At 73.7% G+C, this 20,919-nt stretch carries 22 protein-coding genes; 13 read left to right on the top strand and 9 right to left on the bottom strand.

Annotated elements, in window-relative coordinates:
- The first annotated feature begins 2 nt into the window (after positions 1-2).
- The 4 genes from IE321_RS08120 to IE321_RS08105 all read left to right on the top strand — a co-directional run bounded on the left by IE321_RS08120 (position 3) and on the right by IE321_RS08105 (position 3,577).
- A complete protein-coding gene (locus IE321_RS08120) occupies positions 3-623 on the top strand; it encodes an L-threonylcarbamoyladenylate synthase (protein ID WP_043224014.1) in 621 nt (206 codons plus the stop codon).
- A 105-nt stretch (positions 624-728) separates the two neighbouring features.
- Positions 729-1,505, top strand: coding sequence for a metallophosphoesterase (locus tag IE321_RS08115; protein ID WP_190222302.1), 777 nt, complete (start codon positions 729-731; stop codon positions 1,503-1,505).
- Positions 1,506-1,573: 68 nt separating this feature from the next.
- The gene (locus IE321_RS08110) at positions 1,574-3,043 is read left to right on the top strand and encodes an AlkA N-terminal domain-containing protein (RefSeq protein ID WP_190222301.1); all 1,470 of its coding nucleotides are present in this window, start codon (positions 1,574-1,576) and stop codon (positions 3,041-3,043) included.
- Between the two features lie 12 nt (positions 3,044-3,055).
- Positions 3,056-3,577 (top strand): methylated-DNA--[protein]-cysteine S-methyltransferase, encoded by a 522-nt coding sequence (locus IE321_RS08105; protein ID WP_043224019.1) that lies wholly within the window; start codon positions 3,056-3,058, stop codon positions 3,575-3,577.
- On the opposite strand, the gene IE321_RS08100 is transcribed toward IE321_RS08105, so the two are convergent.
- Positions 3,574-4,290, bottom strand: a complete 717-nt coding sequence (locus IE321_RS08100; protein WP_190222300.1) for an SIR2 family NAD-dependent protein deacylase — start codon at positions 4,288-4,290, stop codon at positions 3,574-3,576. The genes IE321_RS08105 and IE321_RS08100 overlap by 4 nt on opposite strands.
- A 65-nt stretch (positions 4,291-4,355) precedes the next feature.
- Between IE321_RS08100 and IE321_RS08095 the strand changes: the two genes are divergently transcribed.
- Positions 4,356-4,559, top strand: coding sequence for a type II toxin-antitoxin system VapB family antitoxin (locus IE321_RS08095; protein ID WP_043224023.1), 204 nt, complete (start codon positions 4,356-4,358; stop codon positions 4,557-4,559).
- Positions 4,560-4,573: 14 nt separating this feature from the next.
- Here IE321_RS08095 and IE321_RS08090 read toward each other — a convergent pair whose 3' ends face one another.
- The gene (locus tag IE321_RS08090) at positions 4,574-5,065 is read right to left on the bottom strand and encodes an NUDIX domain-containing protein (RefSeq protein ID WP_190222299.1); all 492 of its coding nucleotides are present in this window, start codon (positions 5,063-5,065) and stop codon (positions 4,574-4,576) included.
- Between the two features lie 157 nt (positions 5,066-5,222).
- On the bottom strand, positions 5,223-6,935 hold the full coding sequence (locus IE321_RS08085) for a BCCT family transporter (protein WP_190222298.1): 1,713 nt from the start codon (positions 6,933-6,935) through the stop codon (positions 5,223-5,225).
- Positions 6,936-7,047: 112 nt separating this feature from the next.
- On the opposite strand from IE321_RS08085, the gene IE321_RS08080 reads away from it, so the two are divergent.
- On the top strand, positions 7,048-8,199 hold the full coding sequence (locus tag IE321_RS08080) for a glycerate kinase (RefSeq protein WP_190222297.1): 1,152 nt from the start codon (positions 7,048-7,050) through the stop codon (positions 8,197-8,199).
- Positions 8,200-8,240: 41 nt separating this feature from the next.
- On the opposite strand, the gene IE321_RS08075 is transcribed toward IE321_RS08080, so the two are convergent.
- Together IE321_RS08075 and IE321_RS08070 are read right to left on the bottom strand one after the other, a co-directional pair.
- Positions 8,241-8,843, bottom strand: coding sequence for a hypothetical protein (locus tag IE321_RS08075; RefSeq protein ID WP_190222296.1), 603 nt, complete (start codon positions 8,841-8,843; stop codon positions 8,241-8,243).
- A 25-nt stretch (positions 8,844-8,868) separates the two neighbouring features.
- The gene (locus IE321_RS08070) at positions 8,869-10,068 is read right to left on the bottom strand and encodes a PucR family transcriptional regulator (RefSeq protein ID WP_043224030.1); all 1,200 of its coding nucleotides are present in this window, start codon (positions 10,066-10,068) and stop codon (positions 8,869-8,871) included.
- A gap of 196 nt (positions 10,069-10,264) precedes the next feature.
- Between IE321_RS08070 and IE321_RS08065 the strand changes: the two genes are divergently transcribed.
- From IE321_RS08065 to IE321_RS43005, 7 genes are all read left to right on the top strand, one after another.
- Positions 10,265-11,122, top strand: coding sequence for an ABC transporter ATP-binding protein (locus IE321_RS08065; protein WP_051842010.1), 858 nt, complete (start codon positions 10,265-10,267; stop codon positions 11,120-11,122).
- Entirely contained in the window at positions 11,119-11,997 is an 879-nt protein-coding gene (locus tag IE321_RS08060; RefSeq protein WP_051842014.1) for an ABC transporter ATP-binding protein, read from the top strand. The genes IE321_RS08065 and IE321_RS08060 overlap by 4 nt, the downstream gene beginning before the upstream one ends.
- Complete coding sequence (locus IE321_RS08055) at positions 11,994-12,884, top strand: branched-chain amino acid ABC transporter permease (RefSeq protein WP_043224031.1); 891 nt, start codon at positions 11,994-11,996, stop codon at positions 12,882-12,884. The genes IE321_RS08060 and IE321_RS08055 overlap by 4 nt, the downstream gene beginning before the upstream one ends.
- Before the next feature lie 10 nt (positions 12,885-12,894).
- Positions 12,895-13,956 (top strand): branched-chain amino acid ABC transporter permease, encoded by a 1,062-nt coding sequence (locus tag IE321_RS08050; protein ID WP_226652813.1) that lies wholly within the window; start codon positions 12,895-12,897, stop codon positions 13,954-13,956.
- A complete protein-coding gene (locus IE321_RS08045; RefSeq protein ID WP_190222295.1) occupies positions 13,953-15,218 on the top strand; it encodes an ABC transporter substrate-binding protein in 1,266 nt (421 codons plus the stop codon). The genes IE321_RS08050 and IE321_RS08045 overlap by 4 nt, the downstream gene beginning before the upstream one ends.
- 74 nt (positions 15,219-15,292) lie before the next feature.
- A complete protein-coding gene (locus tag IE321_RS08040) occupies positions 15,293-16,387 on the top strand; it encodes a winged helix DNA-binding domain-containing protein (RefSeq protein ID WP_190222294.1) in 1,095 nt (364 codons plus the stop codon).
- Positions 16,388-16,443: 56 nt separating this feature from the next.
- Positions 16,444-17,427, top strand: coding sequence for a GNAT family N-acetyltransferase (locus IE321_RS43005; RefSeq protein ID WP_190222293.1), 984 nt, complete (start codon positions 16,444-16,446; stop codon positions 17,425-17,427).
- 60 nt (positions 17,428-17,487) lie between these two features.
- Here IE321_RS43005 and pssA read toward each other — a convergent pair whose 3' ends face one another.
- The 4 genes from pssA to IE321_RS08015 form a co-directional block, all read right to left on the bottom strand.
- The gene (gene pssA / locus IE321_RS08030) at positions 17,488-18,363 is read right to left on the bottom strand and encodes a CDP-diacylglycerol--serine O-phosphatidyltransferase (protein ID WP_043224118.1); all 876 of its coding nucleotides are present in this window, start codon (positions 18,361-18,363) and stop codon (positions 17,488-17,490) included.
- Positions 18,356-19,012 (bottom strand): phosphatidylserine decarboxylase, encoded by a 657-nt coding sequence (locus IE321_RS08025; RefSeq protein ID WP_043224033.1) that lies wholly within the window; start codon positions 19,010-19,012, stop codon positions 18,356-18,358. The genes pssA and IE321_RS08025 overlap by 8 nt, the downstream gene beginning before the upstream one ends.
- A 169-nt stretch (positions 19,013-19,181) precedes the next feature.
- Complete coding sequence (locus IE321_RS08020; protein ID WP_043224034.1) at positions 19,182-20,387, bottom strand: acyl-CoA dehydrogenase family protein; 1,206 nt, start codon at positions 20,385-20,387, stop codon at positions 19,182-19,184.
- Positions 20,388-20,390: 3 nt separating this feature from the next.
- On the bottom strand, positions 20,391-20,915 hold the full coding sequence (locus IE321_RS08015; protein WP_043224036.1) for a MaoC family dehydratase: 525 nt from the start codon (positions 20,913-20,915) through the stop codon (positions 20,391-20,393).
- Positions 20,916-20,919 lie beyond the last annotated feature (4 nt).

Raw genomic sequence — 20,919 nt, 5'->3', positions numbered from 1 at the left:
CCATGGCCAAGTACATCGACGTGCACCCCGAGAACCCCCAGCCGCGCATCATCGACGGCGTGGCCGACTCGATCCGCAAGGGCGGGCTCATCGCCTACCCCACCGACTCCTGCTACGCGCTGGGCAGTCGGATCGGCAACCACGACGGCCTCACCCGCATCCGGGAGATCCGCCGCCTCGACGACCGGCACCACTTCACCCTGATGTGCGCGGACTTCGCCCAGCTCGGCCAGCTCGTGCACATCGACAACCGGGTCTTCCGCGCCGTCAAGTCCGCCGTCCCCGGCGCCTACACCTTCATCCTGCCCGGCACCAAGGAGGTGCCCCGGCAGCTGCTCCACCCCAAGAAGAAGACCGTCGGCGTCCGCATCCCCGACCACGTCGTCACCCAGGCGCTGCTCGCCTCGCTCGGCGAACCCCTGCTCTCCAGCACCCTCCTGCTGCCCGACGAGGAGGAACCGCTGACCCAGGGCTGGGAGATCAAGGAGCGGCTCGACCACCAGGTCGACGCGGTCCTCGACTCCGGCGACTGCGGCACCGTCCCCACCACCGTCGTCGACTTCTCCAGCGGCGACCCCGAGATCATCCGCGTCGGGGCCGGGGACCCCACCCGCTTCGAGTGACCGAAGGGGCCACCGCGCGGACGGTGGACCTTACGCCCCCGCCCCGGGCCGCCGTACGGTCGGCCGGGTGGACCACCGTCCACCCCGACCGCCGGAGGCCCTCGCGTGATCGTCATCGCCCACGTCAGCGACATCCACATCGACGCGGGGGAGCGCGCCACCGCGCGCACCCGCGCCGTCCTGCGCCACCTGGAGGAGCTGCCGTACGACCTGGCGGCCGTCCTGGTCTCCGGGGACGTCGCCGACCACGGCGCCACCGCCGAGTACGACCGCGCCCGGGAACTCCTCACCGGCCGCCACCCGCTGGTCGTCTGCCCCGGCAACCACGACGACCGCGCCGCCTTCCGGGCCGGGCTCGGGCCGCTGCTCCGCGAGGACGGCGACCCGGCCCCGACCGCCCCCGTCGACCAGGTGCTGCGCGGCGACGGCTTCGTCCTCGCCGTCTGCGACTCCTCGATCCCCGGCAAGGACGACGGACACCTGGAGGACGGGACCCTGGAGCGGCTGGACCGGGTCCTCACCGACACCCCGCGCGACACGCCCGTCCTCGTCGCCTTCCACCACCCGCCGGTGCCGCTGCACACCCCGTACGTCGACGAGATCCGGCAGTACGGGGAGGACCGGCTCGCCGCGCTCGCCGCCCGCCACCCGCACCTCACCGCCTTCCTCGCCGGGCACGCCCACACCGCCGCCGCCACCACCTTCGCCGGCCTGCCCCTGCTCGTCGCCCCCGGCACCGTCTCCACCCTGCGGCTGCCCTGGGAGCACCCGGGCCCCGACAGCCCGCACGTCCACCTGGACACCCCGCCCGGGGTCGCCTTCCACGTCCTCGACGACACCGGCCGGCTCACCACCCATTTCCGGACCGTGCCCGTGGACTGAGCGGCCGCCCGGACGTCCATGTCGTTTTCCTGCCAGCCCGGTGTCCGCGCATCCCCGATCCTGGAGCCATGCACACCGAGACCGAGCGCTGTGTGCGGGCCGTCCAGTCCAAGGACGCCCGCTTCGACGGCGTCTTCTTCACCGCCGTCCGCACCACCCGGATCTACTGCCGGCCGAGCTGCCCGGCCGTCCCGCCGAAGCCCGAGAACATGGAGTTCCACCCCAGCGCCGCCGCCTGCCAGCGGGCCGGTTTCCGGGCCTGCAAGCGGTGCCGCCCCGACACCAGCCCCGGCTCCCCGGAGTGGAACGTACGGGCCGACGCCGTCGCCCGCGCGGTGCGGCTGATCCAGGACGGGGTCGTCGACCGCGAGGGCGTCCCCGGGCTCGCCCGCCGGCTCGGCTGGTCCACCCGGCAGGTCGAGCGCCAGCTCCTCGCCGAGCTGGGCGCGGGCCCGCTCGCCCTGGCCCGCGCCCAGCGCGCCCAGACCGCCCGCGTCCTCGTCGAGACCACCGCGCTGCCCTTCGGCGAGATCGCCTTCGCCGCCGGCTTCTCCTCGATCCGCTCCTTCAACGACACCGTCCGCCAGGTCTTCGCCCTCACCCCCGGCGAACTGCGCGCCCGGGCCGCCCGGCCCGCCGCCCCGCACACCCCCGGCGTGATCGCGCTGCGGCTGCCCTTCCGCGCCCCGCTCGAACCGTCCAACCTCTTCGGCCACCTCGCCGCCACCGCCGTCCCCGGCGTCGAGGAGTGGCGCGACGGCGCCTACCGCCGCACCCTCGCCCTCCCGTACGGACACGGGATCGTCGCCCTCGCCCCGCGCCCCGACCACATCGCCTGCCGGCTCTCCCTCACCGACCCGCGCGACCTCACCCACGCCATCAGCCGCTGCCGCCGCCTCCTCGACCTCGACGCCGACCCCGTCGCCGTCGACGACCGGCTGCGCGACGACCCGCTGCTCGCCCCGCTGGTCGACAAGGCGCCGGGCCGGCGCGTCCCCGGCACCGTCGACCCCGCCGAGTTCGCCGTCCGGGCCGTCCTCGGCCAGCAGGTCTCCACCGCCGCCGCCCGCACCCACGCGGCCCGCCTCGTCACCGCCCACGGCGTGCCCGTCGAGGACCCCGAGGGAGGCCTGACCCACCTCTTCCCCACCCCGGAGGCGCTCGCCGGACTCGACCCCGAGACCCTGGCGCTGCCCCGGAGCCGTCGCACCACCCTGCTCACCCTCGTCCGGGCCCTCGCCGACGGCGGTCTCGCCCTCGGCCCCGACACCGACCGCGCGGAGACCCGCGCCCGGCTCCTCGCGCTGCCCGGCTTCGGCCCCTGGACCACCGAGGTCATCGCCATGCGCGCGCTCGGCGACCCCGACGCCTTCCTCCCCGGCGACCTCGGCGTCCGCCGCGCCGCCGAGGGGCTGGGCCTGCCCGGCGCCCCCGCCGCGCTCACCGCCCGCTCCGCCCCCTGGGCGCCCTGGCGGGCCTACGCCGTCCAGTACCTGTGGGCGACCGACAACCACCCGATCAACCACCTCCCCGCGTAAGGACGTTCCGCCATGCCCCGCACCACCACGCCCCGCACGGTCGTGCACACGGTCGTGGACAGCCCCTACGAGCCGCTGACCCTGGTGGCCGTCGACGGCGTCCTCAGCCGCCTCCACATGACCGGCCAGCGCCACCGCCCGCCGGAGGAGACCTTCGGCGACCGCGACCCCCGCCCCTTCGGCGAGGCGGTCCGCCAGCTCGACGCCTACTTCGCGGGCGAGCTCACCGACTTCGACCTGCCGCTCCACCTGGAGGGCACGCCGTTCCAGCTGCGCGTCTGGGAGCAGCTCCGGCTGATCCCGTACGGGGAGACGCGCACGTACGGCGAACTCGCCGAGGCCCTCGGCAGTCCCGGCGCCTCCCGCGCGGTCGGCCTGGCCAACGGCAAGAACCCGGTCGGCGTCATCGTCCCCTGCCACCGCGTCATCGGGTCCGGCGGCAGCCTCACCGGCTACGGCGGCGGCCTCGACCGCAAGCAGCGCCTGCTCGCCTTCGAGGCCGGCGGCGCCGGGCTCCCCGACGCGCTCTTCTAGCCGAGCCGGTCCAGGAGCGCGGGCAGGGCCGTGCCGATCGGCTCGCGCAGGACCTCGGCGGCCAGCGGGTCGTACGGGGTGGGCTCGGCGTTCACGATGACCAGCCGGGCCCCGTGCTCGGCCGCGATCCCGGCCAGTGAGGCGGCGGGCTGCACCTGGAGGCTGGTACCGACCGCGACGAACACCTCGGCCGCCTTCGCCACCGACATCGCGTCGCCCAGCACCACCGGGTCGAGCCGCTGCCCGAACATGACGGTCGCCGGCTTGAGGATCCCGCCGCAGTCCCGGCACGCCGGGTCCGGGTCACCGGCCTCCAGCCGCTCCAGGGTCTCCGCCATCGGGGACCGGACCCGGCACGCCGTGCACTCCACCGACCGTGCGGTGCCGTGGAGTTCGAAGACCTTCCGCTCCGGCACGCCGGCCGCCTGGTGCAGCCCGTCCACGTTCTGCGTGATCACCCGCAGCGCGCGTCCGCTCCGCTCGTACGCCGCGATCGCGCGGTGCGCCGCGTTCGGTTCGGCCGTCAGCACCGGGGCGTCCCGCCGCATCAGCCAGGAGCGGCGGCGGACGTCCGGGTCCGCCATGTACGGCCCGTAGGTGACCAGCTGTTCGGCCTCCGGGTCCCGGCGCCACAGTCCGTTCGGGCCCCGGTAGTCCGGGATGCCCGAGTCCGTGGAGATACCGGCACCGGAGAGGATCGCGACCATCGTCATGGCGGGAGCGTAGGCATCCCGGATCCGCTCCCGCGAGCGGGTTTCCCGGTGCTAGGTTCGCGCTCATGGCCAAGGTGAACATCGCGCTCGACGCCGAACTCGTCGTGGAAGTCATGGTCCTGGCGGGCGTCGGCAGCCCGCAGGACGCCGTGGAGGCCGTCGTCCGCGACTACATCGCGCGCGGCCACCGCACGGAGGCCCGCACCGCCACCCGCGACGAGGCGAACCGCACCGGCGCGGTGCTGCCGCCGGAGCCGCCCCAGGGCTGACCCCCGCCGGGCGGTCAGGCGACGGGCAGGCCGTTCTCCAGCTCCGCCGGGCCGTTCCCGCCGGCCAGCGCGTCCAGCGCGGCGAGCACCCGGGGGCCCGTACCGCCCAGGAGGTGCGCCATGACCTCCGACGGCTCGATCAGCTTCCAGGAGACCAGCTCCTCCTCCTGGAGCCGGATCTCCGCGAACCGCTCCTCGGGCAGCACCCCGCCGTCGTAGAGGTACGCCACGATCGGCGGCCGGGTCGTGCTCTGCGCCCAGTCCACCGCGAGCAGCGGGCCCAGCGGCAGGTCCAGGCCGATCTCCTCGGCGGTCTCCCGGCGGGCCGCCTGCCGGGGCGTCTCGCCGGTGTCGGACTCGACCGTCCCGCCGGGCAGCGTCCAGCCCTCGCGGTAGTTCGGCTCCACGACCAGGATCCGGCCCGAGGGGTCCCGGAAGAGCGCGGCGGCCGCGGCCAGGACGCGGGGGAGGCCGGCGATGTACGTGGCGTAATCGGTGAGGGTCACAGCGTCAGCGTAGCGACCGGCCCCGGCCGCCCGGGGCCGCGCGGGTCGCTCCGGGGTCCCGGCCGCCCGGAGCCGTTCGCCCCCCGGCCCCGACCACTCGGGGCCCCGGTCCCCGCCACCGGGAGCCGGGCCGGGCGCCCCCGTCGTCCCGCGTCGGTCAGGCGCCCCCGCCTTCCCGCGGCGGGTCGGTCGGACCGCTCTCCCCGTCCGCGCGGGAGCGGGCCGCGCGGTGCAGCCGGTGGTGGCGGCCGCCGCTCTGCTCGGTCATCGCCTCGCCGACCAGGGCCCGCACCGCGTCCCGCATCCCGTGCAGCGCGTGGTGCCGGGCGGGGCCCGCGCCCGGGTCCTCCCGCAGCTCCTTCACCAGCGCCCAGCACAGCACCAGCATCACCACGACGAACGGCAGGGCCACCAGGATCGTCGCCGTCTGGAGGGAGTTCAGGCCGCCCGCGACCAGCAGCACCGCCGCGACGGCCGCCATCAGCACGCCCCAGGTCACCACCAGCCAGGTCGGCGGGTTCAGCGAGCCCCGGCTGGTCAGCGAGCCCATGACGAGGGAGGCCGAGTCGGCGCTGGTGACGAAGTACGTCATCACCAGGAGCATCGCCACGACCGAGGTCAGCGTGCCGAGCGGCAGCGCCTCCAGCATCGCGAAGAGCGACGCCTCCGCCCCGTCCTCCACCGCCGTCGCCAGATCGGCCTCGCCGGTGGACTCCAGCCGGATCGCCGTGCCGCCCATCACGCAGAACCAGACCACGGTCGCCCCGGAGGGCACCAGCAGCACGCCCACCAGGAACTCGCGGATGGTCCGGCCGCGCGAGATCCGGGCGATGAAGGTGCCGACGAACGGCGCCCAGGACAGCCACCACGCCCAGTAGAAGATCGTCCAGGCGCCCAGCCAGTCGCGGTCGGTGAAGGCGCCGGTGCGGCTCGCCATCGGCAGCAGCTGGTGGAGGTAGCCGCCGACCGAGGCCGGGATCGTGTCCAGGACGTAGACGGTCGGTCCGAGCAGGAAGACGAAGAGCGCCAGGCACGCGGCGAGCACGATGTTCAGCGTCGACAGCCACTTCACGCCCTTGTGCAGGCCGGAGAAGGCCGACAGGACGAAGGCCGCCGACAGCGAGGCGATGATGATCAGCTCGGTGGCCGTCGAGTCCTCGACGCCCAGGGTGAGGTTCAGGCCCTCGGCCACCTGGAGCGCGCCCAGGCCCAGGCTGGTCGCCGTGCCGAAGACGGTCGCGAAGACCGCCAGCAGGTCGATCGCCCTGCCCTGCCAGGACCGGGCCCGGCGCTCCCCGAGGAGCGGCACGAAGGCGCTGCTCAGCCGGTTGCCGCGGCCCTTGCGGAAGCCCGCGTACGCCAGCGCCAGCCCGGCGATGCCGTAGATCGCCCAGGGGGTCAGCGTCCAGTGGAAGAAGGAGTACTCCATCGCCGTCCGGGCCGCCGCGCCCGTTCCCGCCGGGCCGCCGCCGGGCGGCGGGTCCAGGAAGTGCTGGAGCGGCTCGCCGACGCCGTAGAACATCAGGCCGATGCCCATGCCGGCGCTGAACATCATCGCGATCCACGCCAGGTTCGTGAACTCCGGCTCCGAGTCGTCCGCCCCCAGCCGGATCCGGCCGAAGCGGCTCAGCGCGAGCACCACGCACAGCACCAGGAACGTGTCGGCCGCGATCACGAACAGCCACGCGAAGTTGTCCAGCACCCAGGAGAGGGCCGAGGACGAGGCGCTGTCGAAGGAATCCTTGCCGAGCGCCGCCCAGCCGACGACCGCGACGACGGCGGCCATGCCGATCCCGATGACCTGCGCGTCGGGGCTGTGCCGTTCCGGTACGTGATCCGGAGACGTCCGCTCGTTCATATCCGTGCTCATGTGCGCCCACTATGGTCGGATATTTGCTGTTATCCGGGGGTGGCACGCCGTCTGGCCGTACGGATAGGGTCGGCCCTGGCGCGACTGCCTGTTCGAAAGCAAGGGATGCAAGGTGACGGACGGAGCAGCAACTCAGGTCGCTCACGTGCTCGTGGCGGCCGACAAGTTCAAGGGCTCGCTCACGGCCGTACAGGTCGCGGAGCGGGTGACGGCGGGACTCCGGAAGGTCGTCCCCGGCCTCTCGGTCGAGGCCCTGCCCGTCGCCGACGGCGGCGACGGCACGGTCGCGGCGGCCGTGGCGGCCGGATTCGACCGGCACGAGGTACGGGTCACGGGACCGGTCGGCGAGACGGTCACCGCCGCGTTCGCGCTGCGCGGCACCACCGCGGTCGTCGAGATGGCGGAGGCGTCCGGCCTCCAGCTCCTCCCCGCCGGCACGTTCGCCGCGCTGACCGCCACGACGTACGGCTCCGGCGAGCTGCTGCGCGCCGCGCTGGACGCGGGCGCCACCACGATCGTCTTCGGCGTCGGCGGCAGCGCCACCACCGACGGCGGCCCCGGCATGCTCGCCGCGCTCGGCGCCCGCTTCCTCGACGCGGCCGGCGAGCCCGTCGGCCCCGGCGGCGCGGCCCTCGCGGCCCTGCACTCCGCCGACCTCTCCGGCCTCGACCCGCGCTTCGCCGACGTCGAGTTCATCCTGGCCAGTGACGTCGACAACCCGCTGACCGGCCCCAAGGGCGCGCCCGCCGTCTACGGCCCGCAGAAGGGCGCCACGCCCGAGGACGTCGAGACCCTCGACGCGGCCCTCGCGCACTACGCGCTGGTCCTGGAGAAGGCGATCGGCCCGAAGGCCACCGAGCTGGCCGCCTCCCCGGGCGCTGGCGGCGCGGGCGGCATCGGCTACGGCGCCCTCCTCCTCGGCGCGGGCTTCCGCCCCGGCATCGAGCTGATGCTCGACGTCCTCGGCTTCGCCCCCGCCCTGGAGCGGGCCACCCTCGTCATCACCGGCGAGGGCTCGCTCGACGAGCAGACCCTCCACGGCAAGGCCCCCGCCGGTGTCGCCGCCGCGGCGCGGGCGGCCGGCAAGGAGGTCGTCGCGGTCTGCGGTCGCCTCGCCCTCCCCCCGGAGACCCTGGGCGCCGCCGGCATCCGCCGCGCCTACCCCCTCTCCGCCCTGGAGCCGGACCCGGCCAAGTCCATCCCGAACGCCGGCCCCCTCCTGGAAGAGGTCGCCTCCCACATCGCCCGGGACTTCCTGGCGTAGCCCCCACGCGCCGGGCGCCCACGGGCGCCCGGCCGTTCTCGTCAGCCCAGGTCGACCGTCCGGTCCGGCTTCCCGGTCCGGGAATCCAGGCGGATCGGGACGACCCCGTCGGTGCCGGTGACCAGCAGGGTGTCCGGGCCGTCCCAGGCGACCGCGAGGAAGCCCGAGCGCTCGCCGTACGTGGCCACCACGTGGCCGCGCGCGGTGAGCCCCGATCCCGACACGACCGTCACCCGCCACAGCGGGTCGATGACCGCGCGCCCCGTCTCCACGGTCACGTACCGCTCCGCGCCCCCGGGCGCGGCCACCCGCCGCGACTCCCGCCAGTCGGGGGAGAGCAGCCCGCCGAAGGCCAGCCTGCCGAGCAGCAGCAGGACGGCCGCCGCCGCGCAGACGCTCACGACCGGCACCCACACCGACCTGCGCGCGCTCACCAGCCGGACGCCCGCGCCGCACAGCAGCGTCATCGCGAACCAGTACGGCCACGCCTGCCCGAACACGGTGAGCAGCACCAGCAGCCGGGTCGCCCCGGCCACCTGATGGCCCACCGCGTGCACGACCGGCGCCAGCAGCCCGGCCGCGATCAGCACCGCGCCCGGCACCGGCCGTCGCCCCGTCGCACGGGCGTTCGTCATCGTCGTCACGGGGGCATCCTGCCGGCCCGGCGCCTCACCCCGGCGCCGTCAGCCGGAACGCGTCCAGTGCCAAGGTCATCTCGGTCAGGTCCCTCGGCCGGGACAGCGAGCGCGCCGTCAACTGCTCCAGGCGCCGCAGCCGGTTGAAGACCGTGTTGCGGTGGCAGTAGAGGCGGCCGGCCGCGCGGCCCGCCGAGCCCTCGCAGTCCAGCCAGGCGTCCAGCGTCTCCAGGAGCACCGCGCGGTCGGCCGGATCCAGTTCGAGGAGGCCCCCGAGGACGTCCGTGACCAGGAGTTCCGCCAGGTCCGGCTGGCCGACGATCAGCGCGCCGGCCATCCGCCGGTCCAGGCGGACCACCTGACGTGTGCCCGGCGGGCAGGTGCGCAGGGCGAGTTCGGCCAGGCGCCGGGCGCGGCCCAGTTCGGTGAGGCCCGTGACGACGGGGCTGATGCCGCCCGGCCCCGGACACCGCCCGTCCAGGAGCTCCGCCAGCGCGTCCAGGTCGGTCCCCCCGTCGAGCGCCACCACCCCGATCTCGCAGTCCGCGCGCATCCGCCACAGGAACCGCAGCCCCTCGCCGCGCACCTGCCGGTGGAAGGGCTCGCGCTCCTCCCGGCGGTCGGGCCGCAGCACCACCACCGCGTACCGCCCCAGCTCCGGCAGGTCCAGGCCCGCCGCCGCCCGCGCCACCAGCTCCGGCCCCCGCTGGCCCTGCAACAGCGCGTCCAGCAGCGCCTGGAGCTGCTCGTCCGTGCGCCGCCGCAGCTCCGCCTCCGTCGCGCGGTACGCCTCCGAGGCCCGGTCCGCCTGCGCGTCCACCGCCGACCACACCGTCGTCGCCGACTGCATCAGCGCCGCGAGCTGCGCCGCGTCCGGGCCCGCGCCCTCGATCAGCGCGTCCCACACCAGGTGCCCCGCGTGCCGGTACGCGTGCACCACCAGCTCCAGCGGCATGCCCTGCTCGGCCCGCCGCCGGCCCATCAGCTCCGCGTGCTCCAGGTCCCGCCGGGGCGAGTGCCGGGGAGCCGAGATCATCTCGATGCCGATCCGGATCGCCTCGTGCGCCTCCTGCCAGTGCTGGTCGTAGGGCACGATCCGCCCGTAGGCGGGCTCGTACGCGTGGAGTTCCGTCAGATGCTCGTCCACCAGCTCCGGCACCCGCTCCAGAAGCGTCGTGCACGCACGGGCGAGCACCTTCCAGTCGTCACCGGTCCGCCGTCTGCGCCGTCCCATGCCGGGAGCATCCACCGCCCCGCGCCCGACGGCAACGCCCTGACGCGCAGCGTTGTGCGCATGCACAGCCCTCCGGCGGCCCCGCTGGTCACCGGCAGCGTTTGTGCCGCCGGGCGTGGACGGGCGGTCCGGCGCGGTGCTGGGGTGAGCGCCACCGAACGGCCGAGTAACAACGGCGGCCGGGAAAAGGGGAGTCATGGGAGGTACCGCACCCGCCCTGACGGTGACGGATCTGACGGCGGGATACGGACCGGTGCACGCGCTGCGGCGCGTGTCGCTGACCGTGCCCGCGGGGGCCGTCGTCACCGTCCTGGGCGGCAACGGCGCCGGCAAGTCCACACTGCTGCGGGCGGTCTCGCGCACGCTGCGCTTCCACGGCGGAGCCGTGGTCTCCGGCACGGTCGCCGCGGCCGGCCGGCCGCTCGACGGGCTGCCGCCCGACCGGGTCGTGGCCGCCGGCGTCTGCCAGGTCCCCGAAGGCCGGCAGGTCTTCGCCCGGATGTCCGTCGAGGACAACCTGCGGGCCGGCGGCCTCGCCCGGCGCGGCGACCGCGCCGCCAAGGCCGCCGCCCTGCGCCGGGTCCACGAGCTGTTCCCCGTCCTCGCGGAGCGCTCCCGGCAGCCCGCCGGACTGCTCTCCGGCGGCGAGCAGCAGATGCTCGCCGTCGGCCGCGCCCTGATGGCCGCCCCGGAGCTGCTGCTCCTGGACGAGCCCTCGCTCGGCCTCGCCCCGCTGATGGCCGCCCGCATCGCCGACGCGGTCCGGGAGATCAACGCCCAGGGCACGGCGGTGCTGCTGGTCGAGCAGAACGCCGCGCTGGCGCTGAGGCTGGCCTCCCACGCGTACGTCCTGGAAGTCGGCGAGGTCACCCTCTCCGGTCCGGCGGACGAACTCGCCGCCTCCGACGAGGTCCGCCGCCGCTACCTCGGCGTCGTCGACGCCGACGCCGCGGCGGACGCCGCCCGCGCCCGCGCCGCCCACCCCGTCCTGTCCCGCTGGGACGAAGAGGCCCGGGTTCCCGCCCGCGGCCTGCGCCGCAAGGAGAACCGATGAGCACCGCCCCACCGCCGGACGGCATCCCGGACGATCCGGAGGTCCCCGCCCCGCGCACCCCGGCCGACCCCCCGGCCCCCTCCGGCGCCTCGCCGCGCGACGACGTCCCCGCCCTCACCGTCACCGGCCTCACCGTCCGCTTCGCCGGACTCACCGCCCTCGACGGCGTCGACTTCACCGTCCGCCCCGGCACCGTGCACGCCCTCATCGGGCCCAACGGCGCCGGGAAGTCCACCTGCTTCAACGTGCTCTCCGGGGTCTACCGGGCCACCTCGGGCTCCGTGCGCCTCGGCCCGCACGAGCTGACCTCGCTGCCCCCGCACCGGATCGCCGACCTCGGCGTGGGCCGGATCTTCCAGAACCTGGCGCTGCCGCCGCGCGCCACCGTCGAGGACAGCCTGATGCTCGGCCGCCACCGGCTCACCCGCACCGGTTTCCTCGCCGCCGGGCTCCGGCTGCCGTCCGCCGCCCGCGAGGAGGCCCGGCACCGCGCCCGCGTCCGGGAGATCGCCGACTTCGTCGGCCTCGGCGACCAGCTGGCGAAACCCGCGGGCTCGCTCCCGTACGGACAGCAGAAGCTCGCCGAACTGGCCCGCGCCCTCTGCATGGAACCCACCCTGCTGCTCCTCGACGAACCAGTCGCCGGCATGACCGCCGACGAACGGCTGCGCACCGCCGCCGTCATCGCCGGCGTCCGTGACGGCCTCGGCATCTCCGTGCTCCTCGTCGAGCACGACATGGGCCTGGTGATGCGCCTCGCCGACTCCGTCACCGTCCTCGAATTCGGCCGCCGGATCGCCGACGGCAGCCCCGCCGACGTACAGAACGACCCGGCGGTCGTCCGCGCCTACCTCGGAGAGGAGACCGCCGCGTGAGCACCTTCGCCGAGTTCCTCATCAACGGGCTCTCCCTGGGCTCCATCTACGCCCTCATCGCCCTCGGCTTCGTCGTCATCTTCCGCGCCACGGAGGTCGTCAACTTCGCCCACGCCTCGCTGCTCCTCGCCGGCGGCTACTTCGTCGCCGTCCTCCACGAACCGCTCGGCTTCTGGCCCGCGCTGGCCGCCGGGACCGCCGGCGCGGCCGTCGTCGGCGCCGCCGTCGAGTTCCTCGTCATGCGCCGCCACCGGGGGGCCGACCACAGCGTCCTCGCCATCGTCACCATCGGCGTCGACATCCTCCTCGCCACCGAGCTGACCCGACGGATCGGCACCGACATCCTCGCCCTCGGCGACCCGTGGGGCGACGCCGTCGTCACCGTCGGCCCGGTGACGATCGCCGAGACCCGGATCGCCGCCCTGCTCGCCGCCGCCCTCCTCATCACCGCCTTCCTGCTGGCCTTCCGGCACACCTCCTGGGGCGTCGCCATGCGGGCCGCCGCCGAGAGCCAGGAGACCGCCGCCCTGATGGGCGTCCGGCTCGGCCGGGTCTCGCTCGGCGCCTGGGCGGTCGCCGGGGCCCTGGCCGCCGTCGCCGCGCTCTTCCTCACCGTCTTCCCCACCCCCGGCCTGGAACGCGGCACCTCGCTCGCCGCCCTCAAGGCCTTCCCCGCCGCGATCCTCGGCGGCCTCGACTCCACCACCGGCGCGCTCGCCGGCGGACTGATCGTCGGCGTCGTCGAGTCCCTCGCCACCGGCTACCAGTCCGACCTCGCCTTCCTCGGCCGGGGGATCGGCGACCTCGCCCCCTATCTGGTGATGGTCGCGGTGCTGCTGATCCGCCCGGCCGGCCTCTTCGGCACCAAGGAGCTCGCCCGTGTCTGAGCGTCCCCGGATCCCCCCGAAGGCGTACGCCCGGGCCGCCGCCGCCGGCCTCGGCGGTGTCGTCCTCCTCGTCCTCCCCTTCTACCTGGAGCGGTTCTGGCTCCAGGCCGGGCTCTTCGCCATGGCCGCCGCCATCGGCGCCATCGGCATCAACCTGCTCACCGGCGCCACCGGCCAGCTCTCCATGGGCCACGCCTTCTTCCTCGCCGTCGGTGCCTACGGCTACTGCGCGCTGGCCGGCGACGGCACCGACGGCCTGGCCGGTCTCGGCCTGCCCGGCTGGCTCGCCGCCGTCCTCGCCGTCGGCCTCGCGGGCCTCGCCGGCGGGGTGTTCAGCCCCATCGCGGGCCGACTGCACGGCGCGTACCTCGGCATCGCCACCCTCGCGCTGATCTTCATCGGCCAGCACGTCCTCTTCAACGCCCACGACCTCACCGGCGGCTACAACGGCCGCGCCGTCCCGCCGCTGAACCTCCTCGGCCTCACCTTCGACGACAGCGAGCTGCTCGTCGCCCAGGTGCCGTTCGGCGCCGTCGAGAAGCTCTGGTACCTGGGTCTGGCCCTGCTCCTCGCCGGGGTGCTGTTCGCCCGCGGGGTGCTCCGGGGCCGCCCCGGGCGCGCCATGAACGCCATCCGCGACCACCGGATCGCCGCCGGCGTCATGGGCATCCCGGTCGCCCGGCACCGCGCCGCCGTCTTCGTCCTCTCCTCCATGTACGCGGGCCTCGCCGGCGTCCTGCTCGCCCTGGTCTTCCAGCGGACCGTCCCCGAGTACTTCGGCATGGCGCTCTCCCTGGAGTACCTGGCGATGATCGTCATCGGCGGGCTCGGCTCCGTCGCCGGAGCCGTCGCGGGCGGGATCTTCGTCGCCCTGCTCCCGCAGGTCCTCAACCGGTACGCCGAAGCCCTGCCGCTGGTCTCCGCCCCCGGCACCGGCGGCATCGCCCCCGGCGAGGCCGCCCGCTACCTCTACGGCGCCGCCGTCGTCGGCACCGTCCTCTTCCTGCCCGGCGGCCTCGCGAGGCTCGTCGCGCGAACCCCGATCCACCGACCCTCAGGGGAGACTCGATGAACCACAGACGACAGGCCGTGCGGGGCCTCGCCGCGGCGCTCGCGACACTGGTCGCGCTCACCGCCGCCGGATGCAGCTCGAAGGCGAAGAGCGGCGACGCCAAGGAGACCGGCGCGGGCGGGGTGAAGATGGGCGAGGGCGTCACCGACACCACCATCACGCTCGGCGCGCTCACCGACATGACCGGCGTCTACGCCACCCTCGGCAAGAGCGTCACCCAGGCCCAGCAGCTGTGGGTGAAGCAGACCAACGCCGCCGGCGGCATCTGCGACCGCAAGCTGGAGCTGACCGTCCGCGACCACGGCTACGACCCGCAGAAGGCGCTCGCCGCCTACACGGAGCTGGAGCCGAAGGTCGTCGGCTACGCCCAGTTCATCGGCTCCCCGTTCGTCGCCGCCGTCAAGCAGCGCGTCGACGGCCAGGACAAGGGCCTGGTCATGCCCCAGGCCTGGTCGGCGTCCCTCCTCGGCTCCCCGTACATCCGTGTCCTCGGCGCCACCTACGACGTCGAGACGATCAACGCGGTCGACTTCCTCGTCACCGAGAAGGGGCTCAAGAAGGGCGACAAGCTCGGCCACGTCTACTTCGAGGGCGACTACGGCGAGAACGCCCTCAAGGGCTCGAAGTACGCCGCCGGGCAGGCCGGGCTGACCGTCGTCGAGCAGAAGATCAAGCCGACCGACAACGACATGTCGGCCCAGGTCGCCGCGCTCAAGCAGGCCGGCGTCAAGGCCGTCCTGGTCAGCGCCGGCCCGCGCCAGGCCGCCTCCCTGGTCGGCGTGGCCGCCGCGACCGGCCTGCGCGTCCCGGTCGTCGGCAACAACTCCGCCTTCGCCCCCCAGCTCCTCGGCACCCAGGCGGGCCCGGCCCTGGAGAAGATGTACTGGTTCGCCTCCCCGAGCCTGCCCATCGGCGCCGACACCCCGGTCGCGAAGAAGCTCGCCGCCGACTACGCGGCCGCCTACCCCGAGGACGGCCTCGACAACGGCGTCGTCGCCGGCTGGACGGCCGCGACCGCCTTCGGCGAGATCCTGAAGAAGGCGTGCGAGAAGGGCGACCTCACCCGCGAGGGCGTCAGCAAGGCGCTCCTCATCCTGAACGCCCACGACCCCGGCTTCGGCATGACCCACGACTTCACCGACCCGAAGTCCCCGTCCTCCCGCCAGTCCGTCATCATCCAGCCCGACAAGAAGGCGGCCGGCGGCATGCGCACCGTCCGGGAGCCCTTCGTCTCCGAGGCGGCGAAGACCTACACCTTCTGACAGCCCCTCCGGCCGGGCCCGTGTCCCACGGGAGGAGGACAGAACCTGTCCTCCTCCCGTGGGAACGTGCCGCCATGACCCTCCTCACCCCCCGCGCCCTGGGCCGCGCCACCCTCGCCCGCCAGCTCCTGCTCGACCGCACCGCCGCCCCGGCCGCCGACGTCGTCGCCCACCTCTGCGGGATGCAGGCGCAGGAACCGCAGGAGCCGTTCACCGGACTCTGGTCGCGGGTGCGGGACTTCCGCCCGGAGACCCTGGACGGCCTCCTCACCGGACGCGAGCTTGTCCGCGTCCCCCTGATGCGCCGCACCATCCACCTCGTCACCGCCGACGACGCCCTCGCCTGGCGGGCCCGCCACGACGCCATGCTCCGGCAGCGGGTCCTCACCACCTACCGGACCGAACTCGCCAGCGTCGACCCCGACGAGCTGGCCGCCGCCGCCCACGCGGTCATGGCCGACGGCGAGCCCCGCACCCTGGCCGAACTCGTCGAGGCCGTCTCCGACCGCTGGCCCGAACCGCCCCGCAGGGCCCTCGGCGAACTCATCGTCGGCGGCGTCCTCCCCACCGTGCAGCTGCCCCCGCGCGGCCTCTGGGGCTCCCGCGCGGGGGTCCGCAACGCCACCCTCTCCGGCTGGCTGGGCCGCGAGGTCCCCCCGCTCCCCGACGACCCCGCCGACCCCGTCGGCCAGACCCTGATCCGCCGCTACCTCGCCGCCTTCGGGCCCGCGGCCTCCGCCGACCTCCGAGCCTGGTGCGGCCTCGCCGGACTGCCCGCCGCCGTCAAGGCCGTACAGGACGAACTCGTCGTCTTCCGCGACGAGCGGGGCCGCGAACTCCTCGACCTGCCCGACGCGCCCCGGCCTGACCCGGACACCCCCGCTCCGGTTCGCTTCCTGCCCTCCTTCGACAACGCGATCCTCGGCTACCAGGACCGGAGCCGGATCGTCGACGACGCCCACCGGGGGCTGTCCGTCGCGGGGGAGCGCGCCCTGCTGGTGGACGGCCGGGTCGCGGGCGTCTGGACGCTGAGCGACGACGCCGTCGCCGTCACCCCCTTCCGCCCGCTCTCCCGGGCGGAACGCGCCGGGGTGACCGAGGAGGGCGCCGCGCTGGCCTCGTTCCTGACCGGCGGCACGAGCGACCGGGTCCGGGTGGCCGCGCCGTGAACCGGCCCGGGGCCTTGCGACACCTGCCGGAAACGTCCCGGTGTGATGCTCGGACCATGAACGTGATGATCGAGGAGAACGCCGCCCACCCCCGCCTGCCCGCCCTGCTCACCGCCTACCACCTCGCCACCGAGGCCGAGAAGGGCGCCGCCGTGAGCGGCCCGGCCGAGCTGCCGGCCGCGCGCCGCGCCGAGGCCGAGGACCCGGTCACCGCCTTCGCGGCCGACACCGTGCTGCTCGCCACCGCGCCGGAGACGGGGGAGGCCCTCGGCTGTCTGGTCCTGAAGGCCGGGACCGTGCCCGAGGTCAAGCGGGTGTGGGTGGAGCCGGAGGCCCGCGGGCGGGGGCTCGCCGGGGCGCTGATGGGCGAGGCGCTGCGCCGGGCCGCCGCGGCCGGCGCCCCGGCCGTCCGGCTCACGGTCTGGGAGTGGCGCGAGGGCCCCCTGGCCCTCTACCGCAAGCTCGGCTTCGAGCCCGCCGACTCCTGGGACGACCGCCCGGGCCTGCTCTGCCTGGAGAAGCGGCTCGCGCCCGGCGACCGCGTCGCCCTCCTCGCCCCCGACGACGTGCGGAAGCACGCCGACGGTCTCGCCGCGCTCCTCGTGGACGCCGTCGACGACGGCGCCTCCGTCGGCTTCCTGGCCCCCCTGGAGCCCGCCGAGGCCGTCGCCTGGTGGGAGGGGACCGCGGGCACCCGGGACGTCTGGGCGGCCTTCGGCCCGGACGGCGCCGTCACCGGGGCCGTCACCCTCCTCCGTACCGCCACCGCCAACGGCCGGCACCGCGGCGAGATAGCCCGGCTCCTCGTCCACCGCTCGGCCCGCGGCCGGGCGCTCGGCCGCCGCCTGCTGGCCGCCGCCGAGGCCCACGCGGCCGCCACCGGCCTCACCCTGCTGGTCCTGGACACCCAGACCGACAGCCCCGCCGAGCGCCTCTACCGGGGCGCCGGCTGGACCCCGGTCGGCACCGTCCCGGAGTACGCCGCCGACCCGGCGGGCACCCTGCGGGCGACCACGCTCTACTACAAGCGCCTGGCATGACGAAGGGCCCGGAAGCGCATCGCTTCCGGGCCCTTCACCCGTGTCCGTACGGCCGGGGGGTCAGCGCAGCTGCGCCGCCTCCGCCTGCCGCGCCTCCCGGCTCTCCCGCCGGTTGCCGCGGAAGGTGTTCACCCGGCGGGCCGTCGCGAAGAGGGGGATCACGGCGCCCAGCACGACCTGGAGGGCGCACCCGGTCTGGAGCAGGAACTGCCCGCCCGGGGCGTCGAAGGCCCAGGCGGCCAGCATGGCCATCGCCCCGACGATCCAGCTGAGCATCGCCGCCGCGAGGACACCCCGCGGCTTGGGGTACTCGACCCGGCTCACCATCAGCCACGCGGTGCCGATGATCGCCAGGAGCGTCGGGATGAACGGCAGCTCGAGGAGGATGATCGAGACCACGGTCAGCGCGCCGAAGGGGCTCGGCATGCCCTGGAACATGCCGTCCTTCATCGTCACGCAGGAGAACCGCGCGAGGCGCAGCACCACCGCGAGCAGCACCACGATCGCGGCGACCGCCGAGACCTTCTGCTGGGCGTCGTCCGCGACCATGCCGTAGACGAGCACGAAGTACGCCGGCGCCAGACCGAAGCTGATCAGGTCCGACAGGTTGTCGAGCTCGGCGCCCATCGGCGAGCTGCGGAGCTTGCGCGCCACGATGCCGTCGAAGAGGTCGAAGATCGCCGCGCACAGCATCAGTATCACGGCGGTGGCGGCGCTGTTGCGCGCCATCCCCGACTCCGTGCTGCCGGTGAGGTGCGGGATGAGGATGCCCGTGGTGGTGAAGTACACCGCCATGAATCCACACGTGGCGTTGCCGAGCGTGAGGGCGTCCGCTATGGACAGCCTCAGCGACAGCGGCATCTCCTCCGCCTCTTCGGCCGCCTCCGCCTCGGCGTCGGCGGCCCAGTCGGCGGCGCGTGTGTCGGGATCAATCACGGTCAATGCGAGTCACCCCCGCGGTCGTGACCTGTCCGACCTCGACGGCGACCTCGACACCCTCCGGAAGGTAGATGTCGACCCGCGAGCCGAAGCGGATCAGGCCGATCCGGTCACCCTGCTCGACCTTCGTCCCCTGCGGGATGTACGGCACGATGCGCCGCGCCACGGCACCCGCGATCTGGATCATCTCGATGTCACCGAGCTCGGTGTCGAAGTGCCAGACGACGCGCTCGTTGTTCTCGGACTCCTTGTTGAAGGCCGGGACGAACCCACCCGGGACGTGCTCGACCGAGGTCACCGTGCCGGCCAGCGGCGCACGGTTGACGTGCACGTTCAGCGGGCTCATGAAGATGGCGACCCGGGTGCGCCCGTCCTTCCACGGCATGATGCTCTGCACCACGCCGTCGGCGGGGGAGATGACCCGGCCCTGAGCGATCTCGCGCTCGGGGTCGCGGAAGAACCACAGCATGCCGGCCGCGAGCGCGGTGGTCGGCACGGCGATGGCCCGGGCGCGCTTCGAGCGGCCCGAGCGCGCGAGGCTGAGCGCCGCCGTGGCGACGGTCGGCAGAAGCCACGGCGATGCTCCGCGTGCGATGCGTGCGCCCTTGAGGCTGTCGCGGTGTGCAGAGTTTGGGCTGTGGGGCATGGATGACCTTCGTAGCGGATGATGCCGCGCTGGCAACGGGGGACGGCGGCTTTCCGGCGATGCTATCGGTTGCGGGGTGCAACTGGGCAAGCCAGGAACCGAGTCGACGGCCGGAAGACGAACACTGTATGTGATCTTCTTCGCGGCCTAATCGACTCAAAACCGACAATCAGCCCTGGAAGCGGTACTCCTCCAGCAGGCGGCGGCCAATGATCATTTTCTGGATCTCGGCGGTACCTTCACCGATGAGCAGCATCGGCGCCTCGCGGTAGAGCCGCTCGATCTCGTACTCCTTCGAGAACCCGTAGCCGCCGTGAATGCGGAAGGCATCCTCCACGACCTCCTTGCAGTACTCGGAGGCGAGGTACTTCGCCATCCCTGCTTCGAGGTCGTTTCGTTCCCCGGAGTCCTTTTTGCGTGCTGCGTTCACCATCATCGCATGGGCGGCCTCGACCTTGGTAGCCATTTCGGCCAGCTTGAACTGGATGGCCTGGTGCTGGGCGATCGGCTTTCCGAAAGTGTGACGCTGCTGGGCATACTGGACGCCGAGTTCGAAAGCACGCTGAGCGACGCCGCAACCACGGGCCGCCACGTTCACGCGGCCGACCTCGACGCCGTCCATCATTTGGTAAAACCCTCGGCCGGTGACCCCGCCGAGCACCCGGTCGGCGGGAATCCGCAGGCCGTCCATGATGAGCTCGGTCGTGTCGACGCCCTTGTAGCCCATCTTGTCGATCTTGCCGGGGATCGTGAGGCCCGGACGGACCTCACCGAAGCCGGGCTCCTTCTCGACGAGGAAGGTCGTCATCGACTTGTGGGGCGCGGTGCCCTCCGGGTGGCCTTCGTCACTTCGGACGAGGACGGCGACCAGCGTGGACGTGCCGCCGTTGGTCAGCCACATCTTCTGGCCGTTGAGGACGTACTCGTCGCCGTCCTTCACCGCCTTCGACGTGATGGCCGACACGTCCGAGCCGAGGCCCGGCTCCGACATCGAGAACGCGCCGCGCGTCTCGCCGGCCGCCATCCGCGGAAGGAAGTACTCCTTCTGCTCCTGGGTGCCGTGCTGCTTGAGCATGTACGCGACGATGAAGTGGGTGTTGATGATGCCGGAGACCGACATCCAGCCGCGGGCGATCTCCTCCACGCACAGCGCGTAGGTGAGCAGCGACTCGCCCAGGCCCCCGTACTCCTCGGGGATCATCAGACCGAAGACGCCGAGCTCCTTGAGCCCGTCCACGATCTGCTGGGGGTACTCGTCGCGGTGCTCCAGCTCGGTCGCGACCGGGATGATCTCCTTGTCGACGAAGTCCCGCACGGTGGCGAGGATCTCCTGCTGGACATCGGTCAGACCGTGGGTCTGGGCGAGTCGCGCCATGGCTTACTTCTCCGGCTTCTTGGAGGGCTCGATGAGTGCGGGGCGGCCCGGCTGCTCGCCGCCGCGGGCGTCGATGTACTCGGCGGTCGGGACCATCACCTTGCGGCGGAAGACACAGACCAGGGTGCCGTCCTGCTTGTAGCCCTTGGTCTCGACGTACACGATGCCGCGGTCGGTCTTGGACTTCGACGGGGTCTTGTCGAGGACCGTCGTCTCGCCGTAGATCGTGTCGCCGTGGAAGGTCGGCGCCACGTGCCGCAGCGACTCGATCTCCAGGTTGGCGATGGCCTTGCCGGAGACGTCCGGCACGGACATGCCGAGCAGCAGCGAGTAGATGTAGTTGCCGACCACCACGTTCCGCTTGAAGTCGGTCGTGTTCTCCGCGTAGTTCACGTCCATGTGCAGCGGGTGGTGGTTCATGGTGAGAAGGCAGAAGAGGTGGTCGTCGTACTCCGTGACCGTCTTCCCGGGCCAGTGCTTGTAGACGGCACCGACTTCGAACTCTTCATAGGTACGGCCGAACTGCATCGGA

Source organism: Streptomyces hydrogenans (genome assembly GCF_014656075.1).
GTDB classification, from domain to species: domain Bacteria; phylum Actinomycetota; class Actinomycetes; order Streptomycetales; family Streptomycetaceae; genus Streptomyces; species Streptomyces hydrogenans.
This window is presented reverse-complemented; position numbering and strand designations above follow the sequence as displayed.